General features: G+C 61.6%; 22 protein-coding genes and 1 pseudogene. 14 read left to right on the top strand and 9 right to left on the bottom strand.

Annotation, left to right across the window (positions count from 1 at the left end):
- The first annotated feature begins 44 nt into the window (after positions 1-44).
- Complete coding sequence (locus BW992_RS08035) at positions 45-1,358, top strand: NAD(P)/FAD-dependent oxidoreductase (RefSeq protein ID WP_076405964.1); 1,314 nt, start codon at positions 45-47, stop codon at positions 1,356-1,358.
- Positions 1,359-1,426: 68 nt separating this feature from the next.
- Here the strand turns inward: BW992_RS08035 and BW992_RS08030 are convergent, their stop codons facing one another.
- Positions 1,427-1,672, bottom strand: coding sequence for a DUF1127 domain-containing protein (locus BW992_RS08030; RefSeq protein ID WP_072390687.1), 246 nt, complete (start codon positions 1,670-1,672; stop codon positions 1,427-1,429).
- 178 nt (positions 1,673-1,850) lie between these two features.
- Here BW992_RS08030 and BW992_RS08025 point away from each other — a divergent pair, with 178 nt between their 5' ends.
- Positions 1,851-3,284: an aminotransferase-like domain-containing protein gene (locus tag BW992_RS08025; RefSeq protein WP_072390690.1), complete on the top strand. Its 1,434-nt coding sequence runs from the start codon at positions 1,851-1,853 to the stop codon at positions 3,282-3,284.
- Positions 3,285-3,344: 60 nt separating this feature from the next.
- Positions 3,345-4,913, top strand: a complete 1,569-nt coding sequence (locus BW992_RS08020) for a phospholipase D family protein (RefSeq protein ID WP_072390693.1) — start codon at positions 3,345-3,347, stop codon at positions 4,911-4,913.
- Between the two features lie 23 nt (positions 4,914-4,936).
- On the opposite strand, the gene BW992_RS08015 is transcribed toward BW992_RS08020, so the two are convergent.
- Positions 4,937-6,079: an MFS transporter gene (locus BW992_RS08015; RefSeq protein WP_076405961.1), complete on the bottom strand. Its 1,143-nt coding sequence runs from the start codon at positions 6,077-6,079 to the stop codon at positions 4,937-4,939.
- 179 nt (positions 6,080-6,258) lie between these two features.
- Positions 6,259-7,752, bottom strand: coding sequence for an aldehyde dehydrogenase (locus BW992_RS08010; protein WP_076405959.1), 1,494 nt, complete (start codon positions 7,750-7,752; stop codon positions 6,259-6,261).
- 234 nt (positions 7,753-7,986) lie between these two features.
- On the opposite strand from BW992_RS08010, the gene BW992_RS08005 reads away from it, so the two are divergent.
- The gene (locus BW992_RS08005; RefSeq protein WP_072390701.1) at positions 7,987-8,349 is read left to right on the top strand and encodes a cupin domain-containing protein; all 363 of its coding nucleotides are present in this window, start codon (positions 7,987-7,989) and stop codon (positions 8,347-8,349) included.
- A 125-nt stretch (positions 8,350-8,474) separates the two neighbouring features.
- On the opposite strand, the gene rpmG is transcribed toward BW992_RS08005, so the two are convergent.
- The gene (gene rpmG / locus BW992_RS08000) at positions 8,475-8,630 is read right to left on the bottom strand and encodes a 50S ribosomal protein L33 (protein WP_003177274.1); all 156 of its coding nucleotides are present in this window, start codon (positions 8,628-8,630) and stop codon (positions 8,475-8,477) included.
- 11 nt (positions 8,631-8,641) lie between these two features.
- On the bottom strand, positions 8,642-8,875 hold the full coding sequence (rpmB, locus tag BW992_RS07995) for a 50S ribosomal protein L28 (protein ID WP_007921114.1): 234 nt from the start codon (positions 8,873-8,875) through the stop codon (positions 8,642-8,644).
- Between the two features lie 438 nt (positions 8,876-9,313).
- On the opposite strand from rpmB, the gene BW992_RS07990 reads away from it, so the two are divergent.
- Positions 9,314-10,903 carry an ABC transporter substrate-binding protein gene (locus tag BW992_RS07990; protein ID WP_072390703.1) on the top strand — a complete coding sequence of 530 codons (1,590 nt, stop codon included), beginning with the start codon at positions 9,314-9,316 and terminating at the stop codon, positions 10,901-10,903.
- Positions 10,904-10,974: 71 nt separating this feature from the next.
- On the opposite strand, the gene radC is transcribed toward BW992_RS07990, so the two are convergent.
- The gene (gene radC / locus BW992_RS07985; protein WP_072390705.1) at positions 10,975-11,649 is read right to left on the bottom strand and encodes a RadC family protein; all 675 of its coding nucleotides are present in this window, start codon (positions 11,647-11,649) and stop codon (positions 10,975-10,977) included.
- A gap of 147 nt (positions 11,650-11,796) precedes the next feature.
- On the opposite strand from radC, the gene coaBC reads away from it, so the two are divergent.
- From coaBC to argB, 4 genes and pseudogenes are all read left to right on the top strand, one after another.
- Positions 11,797-13,005, top strand: a complete 1,209-nt coding sequence (coaBC, locus tag BW992_RS07980) for a bifunctional phosphopantothenoylcysteine decarboxylase/phosphopantothenate--cysteine ligase CoaBC (protein ID WP_076405956.1) — start codon at positions 11,797-11,799, stop codon at positions 13,003-13,005.
- A gap of 6 nt (positions 13,006-13,011) precedes the next feature.
- Entirely contained in the window at positions 13,012-13,467 is a 456-nt protein-coding gene (gene dut / locus BW992_RS07975; protein WP_072390710.1) for a dUTP diphosphatase, read from the top strand.
- A 249-nt stretch (positions 13,468-13,716) separates the two neighbouring features.
- Positions 13,717-15,120, top strand: a pseudogene (locus tag BW992_RS07970) (phosphomannomutase/phosphoglucomutase); the annotation flags it as partial.
- Positions 15,121-15,144: 24 nt separating this feature from the next.
- Entirely contained in the window at positions 15,145-16,050 is a 906-nt protein-coding gene (argB, locus tag BW992_RS07965) for an acetylglutamate kinase (protein ID WP_053192101.1), read from the top strand.
- 169 nt (positions 16,051-16,219) lie between these two features.
- On the opposite strand, the gene pyrE is transcribed toward argB, so the two are convergent.
- Positions 16,220-16,864, bottom strand: a complete 645-nt coding sequence (pyrE, locus tag BW992_RS07960) for an orotate phosphoribosyltransferase (RefSeq protein WP_072390716.1) — start codon at positions 16,862-16,864, stop codon at positions 16,220-16,222.
- A gap of 83 nt (positions 16,865-16,947) precedes the next feature.
- On the opposite strand from pyrE, the gene BW992_RS07955 reads away from it, so the two are divergent.
- Positions 16,948-17,727, top strand: coding sequence for an exodeoxyribonuclease III (locus BW992_RS07955; RefSeq protein ID WP_072390719.1), 780 nt, complete (start codon positions 16,948-16,950; stop codon positions 17,725-17,727).
- Between the two features lie 116 nt (positions 17,728-17,843).
- Here BW992_RS07955 and BW992_RS07950 read toward each other — a convergent pair whose 3' ends face one another.
- Both BW992_RS07950 and rph read right to left on the bottom strand, forming a co-directional pair.
- Complete coding sequence (locus BW992_RS07950; RefSeq protein WP_072390721.1) at positions 17,844-18,212, bottom strand: DUF4870 domain-containing protein; 369 nt, start codon at positions 18,210-18,212, stop codon at positions 17,844-17,846.
- A 30-nt stretch (positions 18,213-18,242) separates the two neighbouring features.
- Positions 18,243-18,965 carry a ribonuclease PH gene (gene rph / locus BW992_RS07945; RefSeq protein ID WP_003229494.1) on the bottom strand — a complete coding sequence of 241 codons (723 nt, stop codon included), beginning with the start codon at positions 18,963-18,965 and terminating at the stop codon, positions 18,243-18,245.
- Between the two features lie 262 nt (positions 18,966-19,227).
- Here rph and BW992_RS07940 point away from each other — a divergent pair, with 262 nt between their 5' ends.
- The 4 genes from BW992_RS07940 (at position 19,228) to spoT (ending at position 23,318) form a co-directional block, all read left to right on the top strand.
- Entirely contained in the window at positions 19,228-20,091 is an 864-nt protein-coding gene (locus BW992_RS07940; protein WP_072430961.1) for a YicC/YloC family endoribonuclease, read from the top strand.
- A gap of 12 nt (positions 20,092-20,103) precedes the next feature.
- The gene (gene gmk, locus BW992_RS07935) at positions 20,104-20,724 is read left to right on the top strand and encodes a guanylate kinase (protein ID WP_072390727.1); all 621 of its coding nucleotides are present in this window, start codon (positions 20,104-20,106) and stop codon (positions 20,722-20,724) included.
- Positions 20,725-20,891: 167 nt separating this feature from the next.
- Positions 20,892-21,155 carry a DNA-directed RNA polymerase subunit omega gene (gene rpoZ, locus BW992_RS07930; protein WP_003177259.1) on the top strand — a complete coding sequence of 88 codons (264 nt, stop codon included), beginning with the start codon at positions 20,892-20,894 and terminating at the stop codon, positions 21,153-21,155.
- Positions 21,156-21,212: 57 nt separating this feature from the next.
- Complete coding sequence (gene spoT / locus BW992_RS07925) at positions 21,213-23,318, top strand: bifunctional GTP diphosphokinase/guanosine-3',5'-bis pyrophosphate 3'-pyrophosphohydrolase (RefSeq protein WP_072390731.1); 2,106 nt, start codon at positions 21,213-21,215, stop codon at positions 23,316-23,318.
- Position 23,319 lies beyond the last annotated feature (1 nt).

The raw sequence follows: 23,319 nt of genomic DNA, 5'->3' as shown, positions 1-23,319 counted from the left end.
ATGCTCCGTAAAATTTCTCAAACATGACAATCAGGATTACGCACATGAACGCCCGTGTTCAGCAAGCTGTCCCGAGCCACGCACACGCCGCCTCCTATTACGCCGCCAGCAGCCTGCCACAGCCGGACCACCCAGTGCTGCAAGGCGAGCGGATGGCGGATGTGTGCGTGGTCGGCGGCGGGTTTTCCGGGCTGAACACCGCCATCGAACTGGCCGAGCGCGGCATGAGCGTCATCTTGCTGGAGGCACACAAGATCGGCTGGGGGGCGAGCGGGCGTAACGGCGGCCAGTTGATCCGTGGCGTCGGCCATGGCCTCGATCAGTTCGCCCCGGTCATCGGGGCCGATGGCGTGCGCGAGATGAAACTCATGGGCCTGGAAGCGGTAGAAATCGTCCGACAACGCATCGAGCGTTTTCAGATTCCTTGCGACCTGACTTGGGGTTATTGCGACCTCGCCAACAAACCTGCCGACCTGGAAGGTTTCGCCGAAGACGCCGAAGAATTGCGCGCCCTGGGTTATCGCCACACAACGAGACTGCTGCAGGCCCACGAGATGCACAGCGTAGTGGGTTCGGATCGCTACGTGGGTGGCCTGATCGACATGGGCTCGGGCCACCTGCACCCGCTGAACCTGGCCCTGGGCGAAGCCGATGCGGCACAGCGCCTGGGGGTCGGCCTGTTCGAGCAATCGGCGGTCACGCGCATCGACTACGGCCCGGAAGTGACGGTACATACACAACAGGGCTCGGTCCGCGCCAAGACCCTGGTCCTGGGTTGCAATGCCTATCTCAATGGCCTCAACCAGGAACTGAGCGGCAAGGTGCTGCCGGCCGGCAGCTACATCATTGCCACAGAACCCCTGAGCGAGGACCTGGCACAGCGTCTATTGCCACAGAACATGGCTGTCTGCGATCAGCGAGTGGCGCTGGATTACTATCGGCTTTCGGCGGACCGACGCTTGCTGTTCGGAGGCGCCTGTCATTATTCGGGGCGGGATCCGCAGGACATCGGCGCCTATATGCGTCCGAAGATGCTCAAGGTCTTCCCGCAACTGGCTGATGTGAAAATCGATTATCAGTGGGGTGGGATGATCGGCATCGGCGCCAATCGCCTGCCGCAGATCGGCCGGCTGAAGGATCAACCCAATGTGTATTTCGCCCAGGCTTACTCAGGCCATGGGGTGAATGCCACGCACCTGGCCGGCAAGTTGCTGGCCGAGGCCATCAGCGGGCAACAAAGCGGCAGGTTCGATCTGTTCGCCCGGGTGCCCCATATCACCTTCCCCGGCGGCAAATACTTGCGCTCGCCGCTGCTGGCGCTGGGCATGCTGTGGCACAGGATGAAAGAGCTGGTCTGATCCATGGTGGGGTGTGGCGAGGGCATCCAGACTCTCGCCATCCCCGTCTGCGCTTGGCGAGCGATTGCTCAAAGCCGCCAGAATGGCTTGAGCCCCTCCTCCCTCGCCTGTTCACGCGTCAACCCGATATCCCGTAACTGTTCGGGCGTCAGCTCCAGCAAGGCCTTGCGTGTATGCAAGCGATGCCAGAACAGGCCCCAGCGGCTCAGGCAGGCAGGCCCGCTGCGCAGCATTGGATTGCGCAACTCCCTTTCCTGCCCCGCCTGGAGTTCCTGACCGTGCAGCGCCAGCCGTACATCGCTCAAGCCGTTCATTTTCATCGCTCCTGTTTACTTGGGTAGCCAGAGCTTTCATGATGCGCGGACGGCCAAATGTAATACAGATTCAACCATTGTCTTTTAGAAGCATACAGATAAGGCTTTTCCGTCACTGAATCCTGTTTTTCCCGGCCAACTGTATCGGTATCGTTCTCACCTCTATCGAGAGTACGCCATGACCCTCTACGTGAACCTCGCCGAATTGCTCGGCACTCGCATCGAACAGGGCTTCTATCGTCCGGGCGACCGGCTGCCGTCGGTGCGGGCCCTGAGCGTGGAGCACGGGGTCAGCCTGAGTACGGTGCAGCAGGCCTACCGCGTATTGGAAGACAGCGGCCTGGCGATGCCGAAGCCCAAGTCCGGTTATTTCGTGCCGGTCAGCCGAGAATTGCCCGAGCTGCCGGCGGTTGGCCGCCCGGCCCAGCGTCCGGTGGACATCTCCCAATGGGACCAGGTGCTTGAACTGATACGTGCGGTACCGCGCAAGGACGTGGTACAGCTGGGGCGCGGCATGCCGGATATCCACTCACCGACCATGAAACCGCTGCTGCGCAGCCTGGCGCAAATCAGCCGCCGGCAGGATATGCCGGGGCTGTATTACGACAATATCTACGGCAACCTGGCACTGCGCGAGCAGATCGCCCGCCTGTTACTGGCTTGCGGCTGCACACTCGGGGCGGGTGACCTGATCGTCACTACCGGTTGCCACGAGGCGCTGTCGGTCAGCATTCGCGCCACTTGCGAGCAAGGCGATATCGTCGCGGTAGACTCCCCCAGCTTTCACGGCGCCATGCAGACCCTCAAGGGCCTGGGCATGAAAGCACTGGAAATCCCCACCGACCCACTGACCGGTATCAGCCTGGATGCATTGGAACTGGCGTTGGAACAGTGGCCGATCAAGGCCATACAGTTGACGCCCAGCTGTAACAACCCGCTGGGCTATATCATGCCGGACGCCAATAAACGCGCCCTGCTGACCCTGGCTCAACGCTTCGACGTGGCGATTATCGAAGACGATGTGTATGGGGAACTGGCCTACACCTATCCACGACCACGCACGATCAAATCCTTCGACGAAGACGGCCGAGTCCTGCTTTGCAGTTCGTTTTCCAAGACCCTGGCACCCGGCCTGCGGGTCGGCTGGGTAGCGCCGGGACGCTATCTGGAACGGGTGCTGCACATGAAATACATCAGCACCGGTTCCACCGCCCCGCAGCCGCAGATCGCCATCGCCGAGTTCCTCAAGGCCGGGCATTTCGAACCCCACTTGCGCCGGATGCGCACCCAGTACCAGCGCAATCGCGACGTGATGATCGATTGGGTCAGTCGCTACTTTCCGCCGGGCACCCGGGCCAGTCGCCCGCGGGGCAGCTTCATGCTGTGGGTCGAGTTGCCCGAAGGCTTCGATACGCTGAAGCTCAACCGGGTCCTGAACGACCAGGGCGTACAGGTCGCCGTCGGCAGCATCTTTTCCGCGTCGGGCAAATACCGCAATTGCCTGCGGATGAACTACGCTGCCAAACCAACGGCACAGATCGAAGAAGCCGTGCGCAGGGTCGGTGCGGCCGCCATCGCGTTGTTGAACGAAAGCCAACGCGACGTCGTCTGAACTTACGCAGGGAAGCAGCACCCGACAGCCGATAGATGCCAACTTGCGGAACGCTCCTACGTGAGACCCAGACCGATCCTGACTGCTCTACTGTTAATCGCCTCGCTGTTGGGTGGCTGCGCCAGTCTTGATGTCACTCGCGAGCCGTCCCAGGCGCTGCCGGCCTCACAGTCTTCCTTCGGCCGCTCGGTCCAGAGCCAGGCCGCCCCGCACGAGGGGCGCTCGGGGTTCCGCCTGCTGTCCGACAGCGCCGACGCCTTCTCCGCCCGCGCCGAGCTGATTCGCCAGGCCCAGAGCAGCCTGGATTTGCAGTACTACATCGTGCACGACGGCATCAGCACGCGGATGCTGGTGGATGAGTTGCTCAAGGCCGCCGACCGCGGCGTGCGAGTGCGGATCCTGCTGGACGACACCACCAGCGACGGCCAGGAGCAAATCATCGCCACCCTCGCCGCACATCCACAGATCGAGATCCGCCTGTTCAACCCGCTGCACCTGGGGCGCGCCACCGGTGTAACCCGTGGCCTGGGGCGCCTGTTCAACCTGTCGTTGCAGCATCGGCGGATGCACAACAAGCTCTGGCTGGCGGACAACAGCATGGCGATCGTCGGCGGGCGCAACCTGGGGGATGAATATTTCGATGCCGAGCCCAACCTCAACTTCACCGACATCGACCTGCTAGGCGTCGGCCCGGTAGCCGAACAGCTGGGACACAGCTTCGACCAGTACTGGAACAGTGCCCTGAGCAAGCCCATCGAGCAATTCCTGTCCCATCGCCCCACCGCCCAGGACCTGGCCAACAGTCGCCAACGCCTGCAGGAGTCCCTGGAACAGACGCACAAGGAGAACCAGGCGCTGTACCGACAGCTGACCACCTACAGGACTCAGCCACGCCTGGATATCTGGCGCACTCAGTTGATCTGGGCCTGGAACCAGGCATTGTGGGACGCCCCCAGCAAAGTGCTGGCCAAGGACGAGCCGGATCCGCAGTTGCTGTTGACCACGCAGTTGGGACCGGAGCTGACGGGGGTGCAGGACGAACTGATCATGATTTCGGCCTATTTCGTGCCCGGTCAGCCAGGGCTGGTGTACCTCACCAGCCGCGCCGATGCCGGAGTCTCGGTGAGCCTGCTGACCAACTCACTGGAAGCCACCGATGTACCCGCGGTGCATGGCGGTTATGCGCCCTATCGCAGGGCGTTGCTGGAGCATGGGGTACGCCTGTTCGAACTGCGCCGCCAACCCGGGGATACCGGAGGCAGCAGCCCCCACCTGTTCTACAGCAAGTCCTACGGCGAATCGGATTCCAGCCTGCACAGCAAGGCGATCATTTTCGACCGGCAGAAGTCCTTCATCGGGTCTTTCAATTTCGACCCGCGCTCAGTGCTGTGGAACACCGAGGTAGGCGTCCTGGTGGACAGCCCGGAACTTGCCGGCCAAGTGCGTGAGCTGGCCTTGCAAGGCATGGCGCCGCCGCTCAGCTATCAAGCCCGGCTCAAGGATGGCAGGCTCGTGTGGAGCACCGAGGACAACGGCAAACTGCACGACCTGGACAGCGAGCCGGGTAGCTGGTGGCGACGCTTCAACGCCTGGTTCGCCACCACCGTGGGGCTGGAGCGAATGCTGTAGGCGCTGTGTCGCGCTTGCAGGATTCAGGCGGTCTGCGCGGTGCCAAACGCTCCCTGGCGCAACAACAGGATCACCAGCCCGAACGCTCCCACGGCCATGAACAAGGGCAGTGCATGGCCGCTGATCCACTGGCTGCCCGCGCCCGCCACCAAGGGGCCGATCAAGCAACCGATTCCCCACAGCTGGGCGATATGGGCATTGGCCCGCACCAGCGCATCGTCGCGATAACGCTCGCCGATCAGGATCAACGACAAGGTGAACAATCCGCCCGCACTGGCACCGAACAGCACCCAAAGGGGCCAGATCAGCAAGGTATCGATCAACAATGGAACAGCGAGGCTGGACAAGGTCAGCGCCACCGCGCAACCGGCGAACAGCGAGCGGCGCGACAACCGATCGGCCAAGGCTCCGATGGGCAGTTGCAACAAGGCATCACCCACAACCACCGTACTGACCATCGCCAGGGCGATATCGGCGCTGAATCCCTGGCGCAGGCAATACACCGGCAACAGCGTCAGGATCATCGCCTCGAACGCGGCGAACAGCGACACGGCCCAGGCAATCGCGGGCAAGCCCCGGCAGAAACCCCATAGATCCCTGAGCGTAACGCTGCAGGCTTCGCTGCTGGGAGCACCGCTACGGCCAAGCAATAACAGCGGCGAGACCAGCAGCAGGGCTACGCCCACCCAGAAGCCGTAATCGTGCTCGGTGCCCAAGGCGCCGAGCAGCAACGGACCAGACAGTTGGCTCAAGGCGTAGCTGCTGCCATACAGCGCCACAAGTCGGCCCCGCCACTGTTCAACGACCAACTGGTTGATCCAGCTCTCACCCAGAATGAACACCAGGGTCAGGACCACACCGATCAACAACCGCAATACCAGCCATACCGAATAGCTGGGCAACAGCGCCAGCATCCCGATGGACACCGCGCCGCCCCAAAGGCACAGGCGCATCAAGGCCGCCGTGCCGAAACGCGCCGCCAGGCGGCTCGACACCTTGGCACCGAGCAACACTCCCACGGCCGGCATGGCCGCCATCACTCCAATGGCAAACGAGCCATAGCCCCAGCTCTCCAGGCGCAGCGACACCAGCGGCATGCTTACGCCCAGGGCCAGGCCGACGCTCAGGACTGACGACAACACGGCGAAATAAGTCGCCCAACGCATTTCCACGCTCCTGTGGACAGTTATTCGCTTTTCAGTGTTCGCCCAAAACAAATGCGGGAGCGAGCTTGCTCGCGATGACGGCGCAACATTCAACAGAGTCGTCGACTGCCTTACCGCTATCGCGAGCAAGCTCGCCCCCACAAGGGACCCGGGCTACATGAAGCGCGGGGTCTTCGTTGTCAGAGCTTGATCCAGGTCGCCTTCAGCTCGGTGTATTTATCGAACGCATGCAGCGACTTGTCGCGTCCGTTGCCCGACTGCTTGAAGCCACCGAACGGCGCGGTCATGTCGCCGCCGTCGTACTGGTTTACCCACACGCTGCCGGCCCGCAGGGCCTTGGCGGTGAGGTGGGCCTTGGAGATGTCCCGGGTCCATACCGCCGCCGCCAGGCCATAGGGCGTGTCGTTGGCGATCTGGATGGCTTGCTCGGCGGTATCGAAGGCGATGACCGACAAGACCGGGCCGAAGATCTCCTCCTGGGCGATTTTCATGGCATTGCTCACACCGTCGAAAATCGTCGGTTCGACGTAGGTGCCACCGGTTTCTTCCAGGATCCGCTTGCCGCCAGCCACCAGCTTGGCACCATCGCCATGACCGGCCTCGATGTAGGACAGCACGGTGTTCATCTGCTGGGTGTCCACCAGCGCACCGACCGTCGTGGCCGGATCCAGTGGATTACCCGGCTTCCAGCCCTTGAGGGCTTCGATCACCAGGGGCAGGAAAGTGTCCTTGATGGAGCGCTCCACCAGCAGGCGCGAGCCGGCGGTGCAGACTTCGCCCTGGTTGAAGGCAATGGCGCTGGCGGCCGCTTCGGCGGCGGCCTGCAGGTCCGGGGCATCGGCGAACACGATATTCGGACTCTTGCCACCGGCCTCCAGCCAGATGCGCTTCATGTTGGATTCGCCGGAATAGATCATCAACTGCTTGGCGATCCTGGTGGAACCGGTGAACACCAGCGTATCGACGTCCATGTGCAGGGCCAGGGCCTTGCCTACGGTATGACCATAGCCGGGCAACACGTTCAGCACGCCTTTCGGAATGCCCGCCTCGACAGCCAGGGCGGCGATACGGATAGCGGTCAGCGGGGATTTTTCCGAGGGCTTGAGTACCACCGAGTTACCGGTGGACAGCGCCGGGCCCAGCTTCCAGCAGGCCATCAACAGCGGGAAGTTCCACGGCACGATAGCTCCCACGACACCCACTGGCTCGCGGGTTACCAGGCCCAGTTGGTCGTGCGGGGTCGAGGCCACTTCGTCATAGAGTTTGTCGATGGCTTCGCCGCTCCAGCTCAATGCCTGGGCCGCACCGGGAACGTCGATGTTGAGCGAGTCGCTGATAGGCTTGCCCATGTCCAGGGTTTCGAGCAGGGCCAGCTCTTCGGCGTGCTGCTTGAGCAGGCCGGCGAAACGAATCATGGTGGCTTTGCGCTTGCTCGGCGCCAGGCGCGACCAGGCGCCGGAATTGAAGACGGCGCGTGCGTTCTCTACGGCTCGCTGGGCATCGGCAACGTCGCAGCTGGCGATCTTGCCCAGCAAACGGCCATCGACCGGGCTGACGCACTCGAAGGTTTCAACGGACACTGCATCGGTGTATTCGCCATTGATGAAGGCGCGGCCTTCAATGCGCAGATCGCGGGCACGCTGTTCCCAGTCGGCACGAGTCAGGGTGGTCATGCGAGTGTCCTCCTCTTATTGGAAAATAAACGCCGTGCTGCGCGCAGCGCTCAAGAATTCTGCCCGGCCAGCCTATTCGCGGCGTACGTTTTTGGCACAGGGCACCCGCCACCCTAAACCAGCCGCCCCTCAAGTTTCAATATATTTGACACAAGGCCAGTAAACGGCCTTGCGATGTTCATTTTAATAAACATAGACTCGGAACCTTCCAGGCATTCACCAGGGATTACGCAAATGAACATCCAGGACATCGTCGACTTCAGTCAGGCCAGCACCGCCGCCGACCGTTATCGCCCGGATCCGGCCAAGGTCCTCAAGGGTGACCCCGAGCAGGCCGTGTTCAACCACTACAACAGCCCTTGCGGGCAGATGAATGCTGGCGTGTGGGAAGGCGCCGTCGGTCAGTGGACCGTCAACTACACCGAGCATGAATACTGTGAGATCGTCCAGGGCGTATCCGTACTACGAGACCAGGAAGGCAATGCCAAGACCTTGCGGGCCGGCGACCGCTTCGTGATCCCGGCAGGTTTCAAGGGTACCTGGGAAGTGCTGGAACCGTGCCGCAAGATCTACGTGGTGTTCGAACAGAAGGCTTGAGGATGGGAGTCTTGCGGGCCTGACCTCACGGCGGACAGGTATTGCGGTGCGCTCCTGATCCGACAAGCAACAAAAAAGGCCCGTATCTCGCGATACGGGCCTTTTTCGTAAGAAGGAAAAATCAATTACTTGATTTTGCCTTCCTTGTAGATCACGTGCTTGCGAACAACTGGATCATATTTCTTGATCTCGATTTTGTCCGGGGTAGTACGCTTGTTCTTGTCGGTAGTGTAGAAGTGACCAGTACCGGCGCTCGAGATCAAACGAATCAATTCACGCATGATTAGCTCCCTTAAACCTTGCCATCGCGGCGAAGTTCGGCCAGCACGACATCAATGCCGCGCTTGTCGATGATACGCATGCCCTTGGCAGATACGCGCAGACGTACAAAACGTTTCTCGGACTCAACCCAGAAGCGGTGATGCTGCAGGTTCGGCAGGAAACGACGACGGGTTTTGTTGTTTGCGTGGGAAATGTTATTCCCAGTCACCGGACCCTTACCGGTAACTTGACAGACTCTAGACATGCCTCAGCCCTCTAAAACCACATGCCCAACCCGGCATGGGTTGGCCGCTTAATCTCTCAGTCATTTGGCGCCAGGCGCCGCGTTTCTTTAAGGGTCTTACCGGCTACACCTACAGTGAAGGAACCGGGCCCCTAGAAAAGAGCGCTGCTTTATACCAGAAAGACCTCGGTGCAACAACAGCCCGTGTGATTTGTCTTCATGAGAATGCATAGGCCTGCAGCCCCGGATCACTGGGGCAAAGGCTGGCGAGACCCATGACCGCTCGTCGCTGGATTGAGGTTTTTTCAACCGCCAGTGGGTTTCGCCTCATCAATTGACCTGCAAAGCCTGCCGGAAAAAGCAAAAAGGGGATAGTCATTTGCCAACGAGCCCACTAGGGTAGGCCTTTTCCAGACTGCACTCGCAGATGGGCCTCCGACCTGCACAAGGAACCTGCTCATGCGCCTCGCTGCCCTATCACTGTTGCTCGTCCCCCTGCTGGCCAGCCCCCTGGCCCAGGCCGCTGCCCTGAGCGTCTGCACCGAAGCCAGCCCGGAAGGGTTCGACGTCGTCCAATACAACTCCCTGACGACCACCAACGCCTCGGCCGACGTCCTGATGAACCGACTGGTGGATTTCGACACCGCCAGCGGCAAGGTGGTCCCCAGCCTGGCCGAACAGTGGGATATCTCGCCCGACGGCCTGACCTATGTGTTCAAGCTGCGGCCCAAGGTCAAATTCCATCGCACCGAATATTTCACTCCGCACCGCGAGCTGACCGCCGAGGACGTGAAGTTCAGTTTCGAGCGCATGCTGGATCCGGCCAACCCCTGGCATAAAGTCGCCCAGAGCGGTTTCCCCCACGCCCAATCCATGCAACTGCCGGCGCTGATCAAGAAGATCGACGCCCTCGACCCGCTGACCGTGCGCTTCACCCTTGACCACGCGGACTCGACCTTCCTGGCCACCTTGAGCATGGGGTTCGCCTCGATCTATTCGGCTGAATATGCCGACCAGTTGATGAAGGCCGGCACGCCGGAAAAACTCAACGGCCAGCCCATCGGCACCGGCCCGTTCATTTTCAACCGGTTCCAGAAGGATGCTTCGATCCGCTACAAGGCCAACAGCGACTATTTCGGCGGCAAGCCCCAGTTAGACCCGCTGGTCTTCGCCATCACGCCAGATGCGAACGTGCGCCTGCAGAAACTGCGACGCAACGAATGCCAGATCGCCCTCTCGCCCAAGCCGCTCGACGTACAGGCCGCCCGACAGGAGCCGACGTTGAAAGTGGAACAGACCGACGCCTTCATGACCGCTTTCGTAGCGATCAACAGCCAGCACCCACCGCTGGACAAACCCGAGGTCCGGCAGGCCATCAATCTCGCCTTCGACAAGGGCAGCTACCTCAAGACCGTCTTCGAAGGCACCGCCCAGGCGGCCAACGGCCCTTACCCGCCAAACACCTGGAGCTACGCCAAGAACCTGCCCGGCTACGCCCATGACCCGGCCAAGGCCCGCGACCTGCTGGCCAAGGCGGGCCTGAAGGACGGTTTCAAGACGACGATCTGGACCCGACCTTCCGGCAGCCTGCTGAACCCCAACCCCAGCCTCGGCGCACAACTGCTGCAATCGGACCTGGCGGAAATCGGCATCCAGGCCGAGATCCGCGTGATCGAATGGGGCGAGTTGATCCGCCGCGCCAAGGCCGGCGAGCACGACCTGCTGTTCATGGGCTGGGCCGGCGACAATGGCGACCCGGACAACTTCCTCACGCCGCAGTTTTCCTGCGCGGCGGTCAAGTCCGGCACCAACTTCGCTCGCTATTGCAATGCCGACCTGGACAAGCTGATCGCAGCCGGCAAGACCACCAGCGAACAGGGCGTGCGCACCAAGCTCTATGAGCAGGCCCAGGCACAGATCCAGCAACAGGCCCTATGGCTGCCCCTGGCGCACCCCACCGCCTTCGCGCTGGCTCGCAAGGAAGTCCAGGGTTACGCGGTCAGCCCGTTTGGTCGACAGGATTACTCGAAGGTCAATCTCAAGCCGTAAGCCGCAAGCCGCAAGCTCAGATCACACCCTGCCCTGGACTTGCGGCTTGAAGCTGACAGCTTGCCACCGCCTCACATCCACCCAGACTCCGCCATGGACAGCGGCTCCCCGTCGCCCACGATGAAATGATCGAGCACCCGCACATCGATCAGTTCCAGCGCCTCCTGGAGGCGCTCGGTGAGGACCCGGTCGGCCTGGCTCGGCTCGGTGTTGCCCGAAGGATGGTTGTGACACAGGATCAGCGCGGCGGCATTGTGGGCCAGGGCGCGCTTGACCACTTGCCGCGGATAGACGCTGGCGCTGTCGATTGAACCGCGAAACAGCGCTTCGTAGGCCAGCACCCGGTGTCGCGAATCCAGGAACAGGCAACCGAACACTTCATGGGGTTCATGGCGCAGCATGGCCTTGAGGTAATCACGCACGGCCAACGGGCTCTCCAGCACCGACGCGCGGCGCAGATCCTGGGCCAGGTGCCGGCGTCCCATCTCCAGGATCGCCTGCAATTGCGCGAATTTCGCCGGCCCCAGGCCCAACTGCGCGCTGAACGTTCGCAGGTCGGCCTCCAGCAGCACGCGCAGGCAACCGAATTGCCGCAGCAGGTGTCGAGCGAGGTCCACCGCGCTTTTGCCCGAAACACCGGTTCGCAGGAAAATCGCCAGCAACTCGGCGTCGGAAAGACTCGCCGGGCCCAACTCCAACAACTTTTCCCGGGGCCGCTCGGCCGCCGGCCAATCACGAATACTCATAGGACCTCCCTGGTCAGTGGTGCGCCGCTGTTCCATAGCGGACGCTGTGATATCGTAGCCCATCTTTTTTGCAGGCGATTTGCACCCTGGCAAGCGGTTGCCAAGAGGTTCGCCTTGCACTGACCACTGAAATCGAAAGGCAGGCCTATGCAGCGGCTGTATCGGAAACGCATCGTTCTGGGCGTCGGCGGCGGCATTGCCGCCTACAAGAGCGCCGAGCTGGTTCGCCGACTCATCGACCAGGGCGCGGAAGTACGGGTCGTCATGACCCGCGGCGGCAGTGAGTTCATCACTCCGCTGACCATGCAGGCCCTGTCCGGGCACCCGGTCCACCTGGATCTGCTCGACCCGGCGGCCGAAGCCGCCATGGGGCATATCGAGCTGGCCAAGTGGGCCGACCTGGTGCTGATCGCACCGGCCACCGCCGACCTGATCGCCCGCCTGGCCCAAGGCATCGCCGACGACCTGTTGACCACCCTGGTGCTCGCCACCGACGCGGTGGTCGCGTTCGCGCCGGCGATGAACCAGGCCATGTGGCGCGACCCGGCCACCCAGGCCAACCTGCAACTGCTCGAAAGCCGCGACCTGAAAGTCTTCGGCCCGGCCTCCGGCAGCCAGGCCTGTGGGGATGTCGGCATGGGTCGCATGCTCGAAGCAACCGACCTGGCCCAATGCGCCGCCGATTGCTTCAAGCGCCAGGCGCTGACCGGCAAACACGTGCTGATCACCGCCGGCCCCACCCAGGAAAACATCGACCCGGTGCGCTACATCACCAACCACAGCTCCGGGAAAATGGGCTTCGCCCTGGCCGAAGCCGCCGTGGAAGCCGGCGCCCGGGTCACCCTGATCACCGGCCCGGTGCACCTGCCGACGCCGGACCGGGTGACCCGCATCGACGTGGTCAGCGCCCGGGACATGCTGGCGGCCTGCGAAGCGGCCATCCCTTGCGACCTGTTCATCGCCTCGGCGGCGGTTGCGGACTACCGTCCCGAGGTCGTCGCCCCACAAAAATTGAAGAAAGACCCTACAAGCGGCGACGGCCTGTTATTACAAATGGTCCGCAACCCGGATATTCTTGCCACCATCGCCACCCGTCCCGACCGCCCTTTCAGCGTCGGCTTCGCCGCCGAAACCGAAAACCTGCTCGATTACGCCGCGCGCAAGCTCAAGGACAAGAATCTGGACTTGATCGTCGCCAACGACGTCGCCAACCCGAGCATCGGCTTCAACAGCGAAGAAAACGCCTGCAGCGTGATCGACCGCCAGTTGCACGCCACCCTTTTCGCCCAGACCAGCAAGGGCAAGATCGCCCGCCAACTGATCACTTTTATCGCCGAACGGCTGAACCAGGTTTAATTTTCCATGCACGCTCTACAAGCCAAGATCCTCGACCCCCGCATCGGCAGCGAATTCCCGCTGCCGCAGTACGCCACACCGGGCTCCGCCGGTCTCGACTTGCGGGCCATGCTCAAGCAGGACACCATCCTGGAACCAGGCCAGACCCTGCTGATTCCCACCGGTCTGTCGGTGTACATCGGCGATCCGGGCCTGGCCGCTCTGATCCTGCCGCGTTCGGGCCTGGGTCATAAGCACGGTATCGTGCTGGGCAACCTGGTGGGCCTGATCGATTCCGACTACCAGGGTGAGCTGATGGTTTCGTGCTGGAACCGTGGCCATACGACATTCAACATCGCGGTGGGCGAACGCATCGCCCAACTGGTGCTCGTACCGGTGGTCCAGGCCCACTTCGAACTGGTCGAGGAATTCGACGAGAGTCAGCGCGGCGCAGGCGGTTTCGGGCACTCGGGCAGCCACTGACCGGTGAGATCGGCCGGGCGTCCTGCCCGGCCGGTTTATTAAGCTTCTGTTTCAGGGCAAAAAATGCGCAATGGCTTTCTGCTAGGTTTCCCATCCGGAATCAATGTATTAGGCGTGCGAGGCCGGGGTAACGCTGTCTCATGGCACTTTCCCACCACGAACTCTCTGTCAAAAACGCCGTCATACCCTTCAGCTTGAGCCTGCCGACGCTGTCCGTCGGCCTGTCCAGTCACCTTCTGATAGAGCGCCCCGTCCATGAACACCCCAGCCGCAATCGCCCCGATCTTCCCTGACAGCATCTTCCGCGCCTACGACATCCGTGGCGTGGTGCCGGAGACGCTGACCGCCGAAACCGCCTACTGGATCGGTCGTGCCATCGGTTCCCAGAGCCTGGCCCAAGGCGAACCCAACGTATGCGTCGGTCGCGATGGCCGCCTGTCCGGCCCCGAACTGGTCGAACAACTGATCAAGGGCATTGCCGACAGCGGCTGCCACGTCAGCGACGTGGGCCTGGTCCCGACCCCTGCGCTGTACTACGCCGCCAATGTGCTGGCAGGTAAATCGGGCGTGATGCTCACCGGCAGCCACAACCCGTCCAACTACAACGGCTTCAAGATCGTGATCGCTGGCGACACCCTTGCCAACGAGCAGATCCAGGCCCTGCATACCCGCCTCAAGACCAACGACCTGAGCAGCGGCAAGGGCAGCGTGACCAAGGTCGATATCCTCGAGCGCTACAACGACGAAATCGTCAAGGACGTGAAACTCGCCCGTCGCCTGAAAGTGGTGGTCGATTGCGGCAACGGCGCGGCCGGCGTGATCGCCCCGCAACTGATCGAAGCCCTGAACTGCGAGGTCATCCCGCTGTTCTGCGACGTGGATGGCAACTTCCCCAACCACCATCCGGACCCGGGCAAGCTGGAAAACCTCGAAGACCTGATCGCCAAGGTCAAGGAAACCAATGCCGACCTGGGCCTGGCCTTCGACGGTGACGGCGACCGCGTAGGCGTAGTGACCAATACCGGCAGCGTGGTGTTCCCCGACCGTCTGTTGATGCTGTTCGCCAAGGATGTGGTGGCTCGCAACCCCGACGCGGAAATCATCTTTGACGTCAAATGCACCCGTCGTCTGGTGCCGCTGATCAAGGAATATGGTGGTCGCCCCCTGATGTGGAAGACCGGTCATTCGTTGATCAAGAAGAAAATGAAGCAGAGCGGCGCCCTGCTGGCTGGCGAGATGAGCGGCCACATCTTCTTCAAGGAGCGCTGGTTCGGTTTTGACGACGGTATCTACAGTGCCGCGCGCCTGCTGGAGATCCTCAGCAAGGAGCCTGCGAGCGCCGAAGAGCTGTTCGCGACCTTCCCGAACGATATTTCTACGCCGGAAATCAATATCCATGTGACCGAAGAGAGCAAATTCAGCATCATTGATGCACTGCACGACGCTCAATGGGGCGAAGGGGCCGAGCTGACCACCATCGACGGTGTACGGGTCGACTATCCCCATGGCTGGGGCCTGGTTCGCGCATCCAACACCACACCGGTGCTGGTATTGCGTTTCGAGGCCGATAACGAAGCCGAACTGCAGCGCATCAAGGATGTGTTCCACACCCAACTCAAACGTGTTGCACCCGATCTCAAACTACCGTTCTGACTTTTTGAAGCTCCGGAGCCCTGAATGACCCTCGAACGCGAAGCCGCCACCAATACCGCCAAGGTTCTGTCCGAAGCGTTGCCGTATATCCGACGCTACGTCGGCAAGACCCTGGTGATCAAATATGGCGGCAACGCGATGGAGAGCGAGGAGCTGAAGACCGGCTTCGCCCGCGACATCGTGCTGATGAAGGCCGTGGGCATCAACCCGGTGGTAGTACATGGTGGTGGCCCGCAGATCGGTGACCTGCTCAAGCGCCTGTCGATCGAAAGCCACTTCATCGATGGCATGCGCGTCACCGACGCGCAGACCATGGATGTGGTGGAAATGGTCCTCGGCGGCCAGGTCAACAAGGACATCGTCAACCTGATCAACCGCCATGGCGGCAGCGCCATCGGCCTGACCGGCAAGGACGCCGAGCTGATCCGGGCGAAGAAACTCACCGTTACCCGCCAGACACCGGAAATGACCCAGCCGGAAATCATCGACATCGGTCACGTGGGCGAAGTGGTCGGCATCAACACCGACCTGCTGAACCTGCTGGTCAAGGGCGACTTCATCCCGGTGATCGCGCCGATCGGCGTGGGCGCCAATGGAGAGTCGTACAACATCAACGCCGACCTGGTGGCCGGCAAGGTCGCCGAAGCCCTGAAGGCCGAAAAACTGATGTTGCTGACCAACATCGCCGGTTTGATGGATAAGTCGGGCAAGGTCCTGACCGGGCTGTCGACCCAACAGGTCGACGACCTGATCGCCGACGGCACTATCTACGGCGGCATGCTGCCGAAGATCCGCTGCGCGCTGGAAGCGGTACAGGGCGGCGTTGGTAGTTCGCTGATCATCGATGGTCGGGTGCCGAATGCGATCCTGCTGGAGATCTTTACCGATACTGGCGTGGGTACGTTGATCAGCAATCGCAAGCGTCCTTAAGCGATATCGGAAAAAAAAAAGACCCCGCTCAACAGGTTGAGCGGGGTCTTTTTTTGACTATTGCGGGAGCGAGCTTGCTCGCGATAGCAGTGGGTCAGTCAATATCAATGCTGAATGAAAAGCCGCTATGGCGAGCAAGCACGCTCCCACAAGGCTTGGCACAGGCCTTTTAAACACCGAACTGCGCCCGGTAGGCCTCCACCGCCGGCAGATGCTGCTTGAGCTGCGGATCGTCGGCCAGGAACTCCAGGACCTGGTTCAGCGACACGATGCTGATCACTGGGATGCCGAAATCACGCTCCACTTCCTGGATCGCCGACAGTTCGCCGTTACCGCGCTCCTGGCGGTTCAGGGCGATCAGCACACCGGCGGCCTTGGCGCCTTCCTGTGAAGCGATGATCTGCATCACCTCGCGGATGGCGGTGCCGGCGGTGATCACGTCGTCGATGATCAGTACGTCACCGGTCAGCGGCGCGCCCACCAGGCTGCCTCCTTCGCCATGGGCCTTGGCTTCCTTGCGGTTGAAGCACCAGGGCAGGTCGCGGCCGTGGTGTTCGGCCAGGGCGACGGCGGTGCTGGCGGCCAGCGGGATACCTTTATAGGCGGGGCCGAACAGGACGTCGAACGAAATACCACTCTCGACAATGGCCGCCGCGTAGAAACGGCCCAGCTGCGCCAGGGCCGAACCGCTGTTGAACAGGCCGGCATTGAAGAAATACGGGCTCGTACGCCCGGACTTGAGGGTGAACTCACCGAAGCGCAGAACGCCGCGATCGATGGCAAAACGAATGAAATCGCGTTGATACGCCTGCATGAAAAAAAGCCTCAGATACCGCGGATTTAGCTAAATAGGTAGACGGCGTGTATCATACACGCACGTGATTTTTGGGGCCATTTATGCGGATCATCAGTGTGAACGTCAATGGTATTCAGGCTGCAGTGGAGCGAGGTTTGCTCAGTTGGCTGCAAGCACAGAATGCCGACGTCATCTGCCTGCAGGACACCCGCGCCTCCGCCTTTGAACTGGACGATGCAGCCTTCCAACTGGATGGTTACTTCCTTTATGCCTGCGATGCCGAAGTCCCCGCCCAGGGTGGCGTGGCCTTGTACTCGCGGCTGCAACCGAAGGCTGTCATCAACGGTCTCGGTTTCGAGACGGCGGACCGCTACGGGCGCTACCTGCAAGCCGATTTCGACAAGGTCAGCATCGCGACCTTACTGCTCCCGTCGGGGCAGAACGGCGATGAAGATTTGAATCAGAAATTCAAGTTGATGGACGACTTCGCCCGTTACCTGGATAAACAGCGGCGCAAACGTCGCGAGTACATCTATTGTGGCTCGCTGTACGTGGCGCAACAGAAGCTGGATATCAAGAACTGGCGCGACAGCCAGCAATCGCCTGGCTTCCTGGCGCCGGAACGGGCCTGGATGGACGAGATCATCGGCAACATGGGTTATGTCGATGCCCTGCGTGAAGTCAGCCGCGAAGGCGACCTGTACAGCTGGTGGCCAGACAACGAACAGGCCGAGATGCTCAACCTCGGCTGGCGTTTCGACTATCAGCTGCTGACGCCAGGCTTGCGCCGTTTCGTACGCAGCGCACGCCTGCCCCGCCAGCCACGGTTCTCGCAGCACGCACCGTTGATCGTGGACTACGACTGGACGCTGACGATCTGAGTGTCGTCCGGCCGCCACAAAAAAACCGACAGAACTGTCGGTTTTTTTGTGAGCGACCATTTTTTCGATAAGGGAAGCGAACCTGCTCGCCTCCCCTATCAATGACTAGCTGATCATTATTTGATCAGCCGCCAAGTGAACGGATACCGATACGGCTGCCCCTCGTTGGCCTTGACCCCGGCAATGATGGTCAACACCAGCGCACCAATGGCGATCAGTCCGAACAGGAAGAAACCGATCACCACGAGCATCAGCAGGAAACTGATCATCGAAGCGATCGCCACGGTGATCTGGAAGTTCAGTGCTTCCTTGCCCTGGGCATCGATGAACGGGTCAGACTCGCGCTTGACCTGCCAGAGCACCAGGGGCCCGATCAGCGTACCGAACGGAATCACGATGCCCAGCAGGGCGGACAGGTGGCAAAACATTGCCCACTGACGTGCCTCCTGGCTTGGCTTAGGCAGCAGGACTTGCTCATCACTCATGTCGCTCTCCTTGTCTGAATCGTGTCACGATCAGTCGGCCAGTGCGGCCTTTTGCAGTTCGAAGATCTCGTTCATGCCTTTCTTCGCCAGCTCCAGCATAGCGTTCAATTCTTCAGGCTGGAACGGCGCGCCTTCGGCGGTGCCCTGCACCTCGATGAAGCCACCGGTGCTGGTCATGACCACGTTCAGGTCGGTCTCGGCGGCGGAGTCTTCCAGGTAGTCCAGGTCCAGCACCGGCTCACCCTGGTACATGCCCACGGACACCGCGCCGATCATCTGCTTGAGAGGATCGCCGCCCTTGAGACCGCCACGCTTCTTGATGACTTTCAAGGCATCGACCAGCGCGACCATGGCACCGGTGATGGACGCGGTGCGGGTCCCGCCGTCGGCCTGGATCACATCGCAATCGACATACAGCGTCACATCGCCCAGCTTGGACATGTCCAGGGCGGCGCGCAGCGAACGGCCGATCAGGCGCTGGATTTCCAAGGTCCGGCCACCCTGCTTGCCACGGCTGGCTTCGCGCTGGTTCCGCTCGCCGGTGGCACGCGGCAGCATGCCGTATTCGGCGGTCAGCCAGCCTTGACCCTGGCCCTTGAGAAACCGTGGCACGCCGTTTTCGACGCTCACCGTGCAGATGACTTTGGTATCACCGAATTCGACCAGTACAGATCCCTCGGCGTGTTTGGTGTAGTTGCGGGTAATGCGGATCGAGCGAAGCTGATCGGCAGCGCGACCACTTGGACGTTTCATAGGGGACACCTGTACAGAGGACGGAAAACTGCCGGCATTATAGAGCCGTGAGCCTGCGGAGGGCAGTTCTAAAAAACCGGTGCGACGAGCGAAGCCTCTCCCGAGCCCGGCCGACGGGCTGCAGCGCTTTGTCACATGCTCGGTTTGGGGCATGCGCCCCACTGCGCTACAATCCTGCGCCTTTGCGGCCCTTCGGCTTTAATTCACAGATTCCAGGCCTCACGACCACCGTCGTGCCCAGCCTGCATTGCGAGGAACCCCCATGGTGCACAGCATGACCGCCTTCGCCCGCGTCGAAAAAGCCGGCGCACAAGGCACGCTGAGCTGGGAGCTGCGCTCGGTCAACAGCCGTTACCTGGAGCCCCACCTGCGCCTGCCTGAATCCTTCCGCGACCTCGAAGGCGGCGTACGCGAAGCGCTGCGCCAGGGCCTGTCCCGGGGCAAGCTTGAATGCACCCTGCGCTTCACCGAGGAAAACACCGGCAAGACCCTGCAGGTAGATCGCGAGCGCGCCGCGCAACTGGTGGCCGCCGCCGAAACCGTCGCCAGCCTGATCAAGAACCCCGCCGCCCTCAACCCTCTGGAAGTGCTGGCCTGGCCCGGCGTGCTGGTGGGTGACGCCAGCGATCCCCAGGCTCTCAACGCCGAGGCACTGGCTTTGTTCAACCAGGGATTGCAGGAGCTCAAGGCCGGGCGCGAGCGCGAAGGTGCGGAACTGGCCCGGCTGATCAACGAACGCTTGACCGCCATCGAGGAAGACGTGGCGACCCTGCGCGAACTGGTCCCGCAGATGCTGGCCACCCAGCGTCAGAAAGTGCTCGACCGTTTCACCGACATGAAGGCCGAGCTGGACCCCCAGCGCCTGGAACAGGAAATGGTCATGCTCGCACAGAAGAGCGACGTGGCCGAAGAACTGGATCGCCTGAGCACCCACATCATCGAAGTGCGCCGGGTGCTCAAGTCCGGCGGCGCGGCCGGCCGCCGCCTCGACTTCCTGATGCAGGAGCTCAACCGCGAAGCCAACACACTGGGCTCCAAGGCCTTCGACCCGCGCAGTACCCAGGCTGCGGTCAACCTCAAGGTGTTGATCGAGCAGATGCGCGAACAAGTGCAGAACATTGAGTAAGGCTAACCCGACATGACCCACAGCACCGGCACTCTCTACATCATCTCCGCGCCCTCGGGCGCCGGCAAGACCAGCCTGGTCAAGGCACTGATCGACGCCGAGCCGCAGATCCGCGTCTCCGTCTCCCACACCACCCGCGCCATGCGCCCGGGCGAAGTGAACGGCGTGAACTATCACTTCGTCGACCGCGAAGAGTTCGTGAGGATGGCCGAGCACGGCGACTTCCTGGAGCGTGCCGAAGTCTTCGGCAACCTCTACGGCACCTCGCAGAGCTTCTTGCAGCAGACCCTGGACGAAGGCCACGACCTGATCCTGGAAATCGACTGGCAAGGTGCCGAACAGGTGCGCAAGCTGATGCCCCAGGCCCGTTCGATCTTCATCCTGCCACCGAGCCAGGAAGCGTTGCGCCAGCGCCTGACCAATCGCGGCCAGGACAGCGACGACATCATCGAAGGCCGGATGCGCGAAGCGGTCAGCGAAATGAGCCACTACGTGGACTACGATTACCTGATCATCAACGACGATTTTGCCCACGCACTGGACGACCTCAAGGCGATTTTCCGCGCCAGCCAGCTGCAACAGAAACGCCAGCAACAACGTTTCGGCAAATTGCTGGCTGAATTATTGGGCTGAACAGCCCTTCCCAAAACCGTTGCGACGGCCTTACATTGGTACTCGCAGCGCGCCGAGGGGTTTGGTTAAAAAATCAGCGCTTCCCTAAACGCTGGTGTTTTTTTAAACTGTCGAGTCCGCTCGCCCAACCGGGCAGCGCGCATATTGCATTCGCTCCGAGGAATACCATGGCCCGCGTAACCGTTGAAGACTGCCTAGAACACGTGGAAAACCGCTTTGAGCTGGTCATGCTCTCTACCAAGCGGGCCCGTCAGCTGGCCACCGGTGGCAAAGAGCCGTTGGTCCAGTGGGAAAACGACAAGCCTACCGTGGTAGCGCTGCGTGAAATCGCCGAAGGCCTGATGAGCTACGAGTTCATCGCCAATGCCGAAATCGTTGAAGACGAGCCGCTGTTCGCAGCGTTCGAGGACGAGTCCAACGAGGCGGTCTAAGCCTATGCCTGGTCGACGTAGCACGGCGCGGGGTCACAGCAAACGGCAGGAGTCATCATGCCGAGCATAGACGCCCTCGCCGATCGCTTATCGGCCTACCTCGGCAAGGACCAGGTCAACCTGGTCCGCCGAGCCTATTTCTACGCCGAACAAGCCCACGACGGCCAACGCCGCCGCAGCGGCGAGGCGTACGTCACGCATCCCCTTGCCGTGGCGAACATTCTTGCCGACATGCACATGGACCATCAGAGCCTGATGGCGGCCATGCTCCATGACGTGATCGAAGACACCGGCATCGCCAAGGAAGCACTGCAAGCGCAGTTCGGCGAAACCGTGGCCGAACTGGTCGACGGAGTCAGCAAGCTGACCCAGATGAACTTCGAGACCAAGGCCGAGGCCCAGGCCGAGAACTTCCAGAAAATGGCCATGGCCATGGCCCGCGACATCCGCGTGATCCTGGTCAAGCTCGCCGACCGCCTGCACAACATGCGCACCCTGGAAGTGCTGTCCGGTGAAAAACGCCGGCGCATCGCCAAGGAAACCCTGGAAATCTACGCACCCATCGCCAACCGCCTGGGCATGCATGCGATCCGCATCGAATTCGAAGACCTTGGCTTCAAGGCCATGCACCCGATGCGTTCGGCGCGGATCAACCAGGCCGTCAAGCGCGCCCGGGGCAACCGCAAGGAAATCGTCAACAAGATCGAGGAGTCGTTGAGCCACTGCCTGGCCATCGACGGCATCGAAGGCGAAGTCAGCGGCCGACAGAAACACCTCTACGGCATCTACAAGAAAATGCGCGGCAAGCGCCGGGCCTTCAACGAGATCATGGACGTGTACGCGTTCCGGATCATCGTCGACAAGGTCGACACCTGCTACCGCGTACTGGGTGCTGTGCATAATTTGTACAAACCGTTGCCGGGGCGCTTCAAGGACTACATCGCGATCCCCAAGGCCAACGGCTACCAGTCGCTGCACACCACGTTGTTCGGCATGCACGGCGTACCGATCGAGATCCAGATCCGTACCCGTGAAATGGAAGAAATGGCCAACAACGGCATCGCCGCCCATTGGCTCTACAAGTCCAGCGGCGACGAACAGCCCAAGAGCACCCATGCCCGGGCCCGACAGTGGGTCAAGGGCGTGCTCGAAATGCAGCAGCGGGCCGGCAACTCCCTTGAATTCATCGAGAGCGTGAAGATCGACCTGTTCCCGGACGAGGTCTACGTGTTCACGCCCAAGGGCCGGATCATGGAGCTGCCCAAGGGCTCCACGGCGGTGGACTTCGCCTATGCGGTGCATACCGACGTCGGCAACAGCTGCATCGCCTGCCGGATCAACCGTCGCCTGGCGCCGCTGTCCGAGCCGCTGCAAAGCGGCTCCACCGTGGAAATCGTCAGCGCCCCCGGCGCGCGGCCGAACCCGGCGTGGCTCAACTTCGTGGTCACCGGCAAGGCCCGCACCCACATCCGTCACGCCCTGAAACTGCAGCGCCGCTCCGAATCCATCAGTCTGGGCGAACGCCTGCTGAACAAAGTGCTGAACGGCTTTGACAGCTCCCTGGACAAGATCCCGGCCGAGCGCGTGCAGGTGATGCTCAACGAGTACCGCCTCGAACTCATCGAAGACCTGCTCGAAGACATCGGCCTGGGCAACCGCATGGCCTATGTGGTCGCCCGCCGCTTGCTCGGTGAGGGCGAACAGTTGCCAAGCCCCGAAGGCCCGCTGGCGATTCGCGGCACCGAAGGCCTGGTACTCAGCTACGCCAAGTGCTGCACGCCGATCCCGGGCGACCCTATCGTCGGACACCTGTCCGCCGGCAAGGGCATGGTGGTGCACCTGGACAACTGCCGCAACATCAGCGAAATCCGCCACAACCCGGAAAAATGCATCCAGCTCTCCTGGGCCAAGGATGTCACTGGCGAATTCAACGTCGAGCTGCGAGTCGAGCTTGAACACCAGCGCGGCCTGATCGCCCTGCTGGCCAGCAGTGTCAACGCCGCCGACGGCAATATCGAGAAAATCAGCATGGACGAACGCGATGGCCGCATCAGCGTCGTCCAACTGGTGGTCAGCGTGCACGACCGCGTGCACCTGGCCCGCGTGATCAAGAAACTGCGCGCCCTGGCCGGGGTCATCCGCATCACCCGCATGCGCGCGTAGC

Source organism: Pseudomonas sp. 7SR1, from assembly GCF_900156465.1.
Classification (GTDB): Bacteria; Pseudomonadota; Gammaproteobacteria; order Pseudomonadales; family Pseudomonadaceae; genus Aquipseudomonas.
Note: the sequence above shows the minus strand (reverse complement) of the source record. Positions and strands in the feature narration are given on the sequence as shown.

Coding starts and splice junctions, on each gene's coding strand:
- BW992_RS07950 (WP_072390721.1), bottom strand. CDS start 18,212: ATGAGTGATGAGCAAGTCCTGCTGCCTAAGCCAAGCCAGGAGGCACGT.
- BW992_RS08030 (WP_072390687.1), bottom strand. CDS start 1,672: ATGAACGGCTTGAGCGATGTACGGCTGGCGCTGCACGGTCAGGAACTC.
- BW992_RS08035 (WP_076405964.1), top strand. CDS start 45: ATGAACGCCCGTGTTCAGCAAGCTGTCCCGAGCCACGCACACGCCGCC.
- BW992_RS08025 (WP_072390690.1), top strand. CDS start 1,851: ATGACCCTCTACGTGAACCTCGCCGAATTGCTCGGCACTCGCATCGAA.
- BW992_RS08005 (WP_072390701.1), top strand. CDS start 7,987: ATGAACATCCAGGACATCGTCGACTTCAGTCAGGCCAGCACCGCCGCC.
- BW992_RS07940 (WP_072430961.1), top strand. CDS start 19,228: ATGGTGCACAGCATGACCGCCTTCGCCCGCGTCGAAAAAGCCGGCGCA.
- BW992_RS08015 (WP_076405961.1), bottom strand. CDS start 6,079: ATGCGTTGGGCGACTTATTTCGCCGTGTTGTCGTCAGTCCTGAGCGTC.
- pyrE (WP_072390716.1), bottom strand. CDS start 16,864: ATGCAGGCGTATCAACGCGATTTCATTCGTTTTGCCATCGATCGCGGC.
- coaBC (WP_076405956.1), top strand. CDS start 11,797: ATGCAGCGGCTGTATCGGAAACGCATCGTTCTGGGCGTCGGCGGCGGC.
- rpmG (WP_003177274.1), bottom strand. CDS start 8,630: ATGCGTGAATTGATTCGTTTGATCTCGAGCGCCGGTACTGGTCACTTC.
- rpmB (WP_007921114.1), bottom strand. CDS start 8,875: ATGTCTAGAGTCTGTCAAGTTACCGGTAAGGGTCCGGTGACTGGGAAT.
- gmk (WP_072390727.1), top strand. CDS start 20,104: ATGACCCACAGCACCGGCACTCTCTACATCATCTCCGCGCCCTCGGGC.
- spoT (WP_072390731.1), top strand. CDS start 21,213: ATGCCGAGCATAGACGCCCTCGCCGATCGCTTATCGGCCTACCTCGGC.
- dut (WP_072390710.1), top strand. CDS start 13,012: ATGCACGCTCTACAAGCCAAGATCCTCGACCCCCGCATCGGCAGCGAA.
- BW992_RS07990 (WP_072390703.1), top strand. CDS start 9,314: ATGCGCCTCGCTGCCCTATCACTGTTGCTCGTCCCCCTGCTGGCCAGC.
- BW992_RS07955 (WP_072390719.1), top strand. CDS start 16,948: ATGCGGATCATCAGTGTGAACGTCAATGGTATTCAGGCTGCAGTGGAG.
- rph (WP_003229494.1), bottom strand. CDS start 18,965: ATGAAACGTCCAAGTGGTCGCGCTGCCGATCAGCTTCGCTCGATCCGC.
- BW992_RS08010 (WP_076405959.1), bottom strand. CDS start 7,752: ATGACCACCCTGACTCGTGCCGACTGGGAACAGCGTGCCCGCGATCTG.
- radC (WP_072390705.1), bottom strand. CDS start 11,649: ATGAGTATTCGTGATTGGCCGGCGGCCGAGCGGCCCCGGGAAAAGTTG.
- rpoZ (WP_003177259.1), top strand. CDS start 20,892: ATGGCCCGCGTAACCGTTGAAGACTGCCTAGAACACGTGGAAAACCGC.
- argB (WP_053192101.1), top strand. CDS start 15,145: ATGACCCTCGAACGCGAAGCCGCCACCAATACCGCCAAGGTTCTGTCC.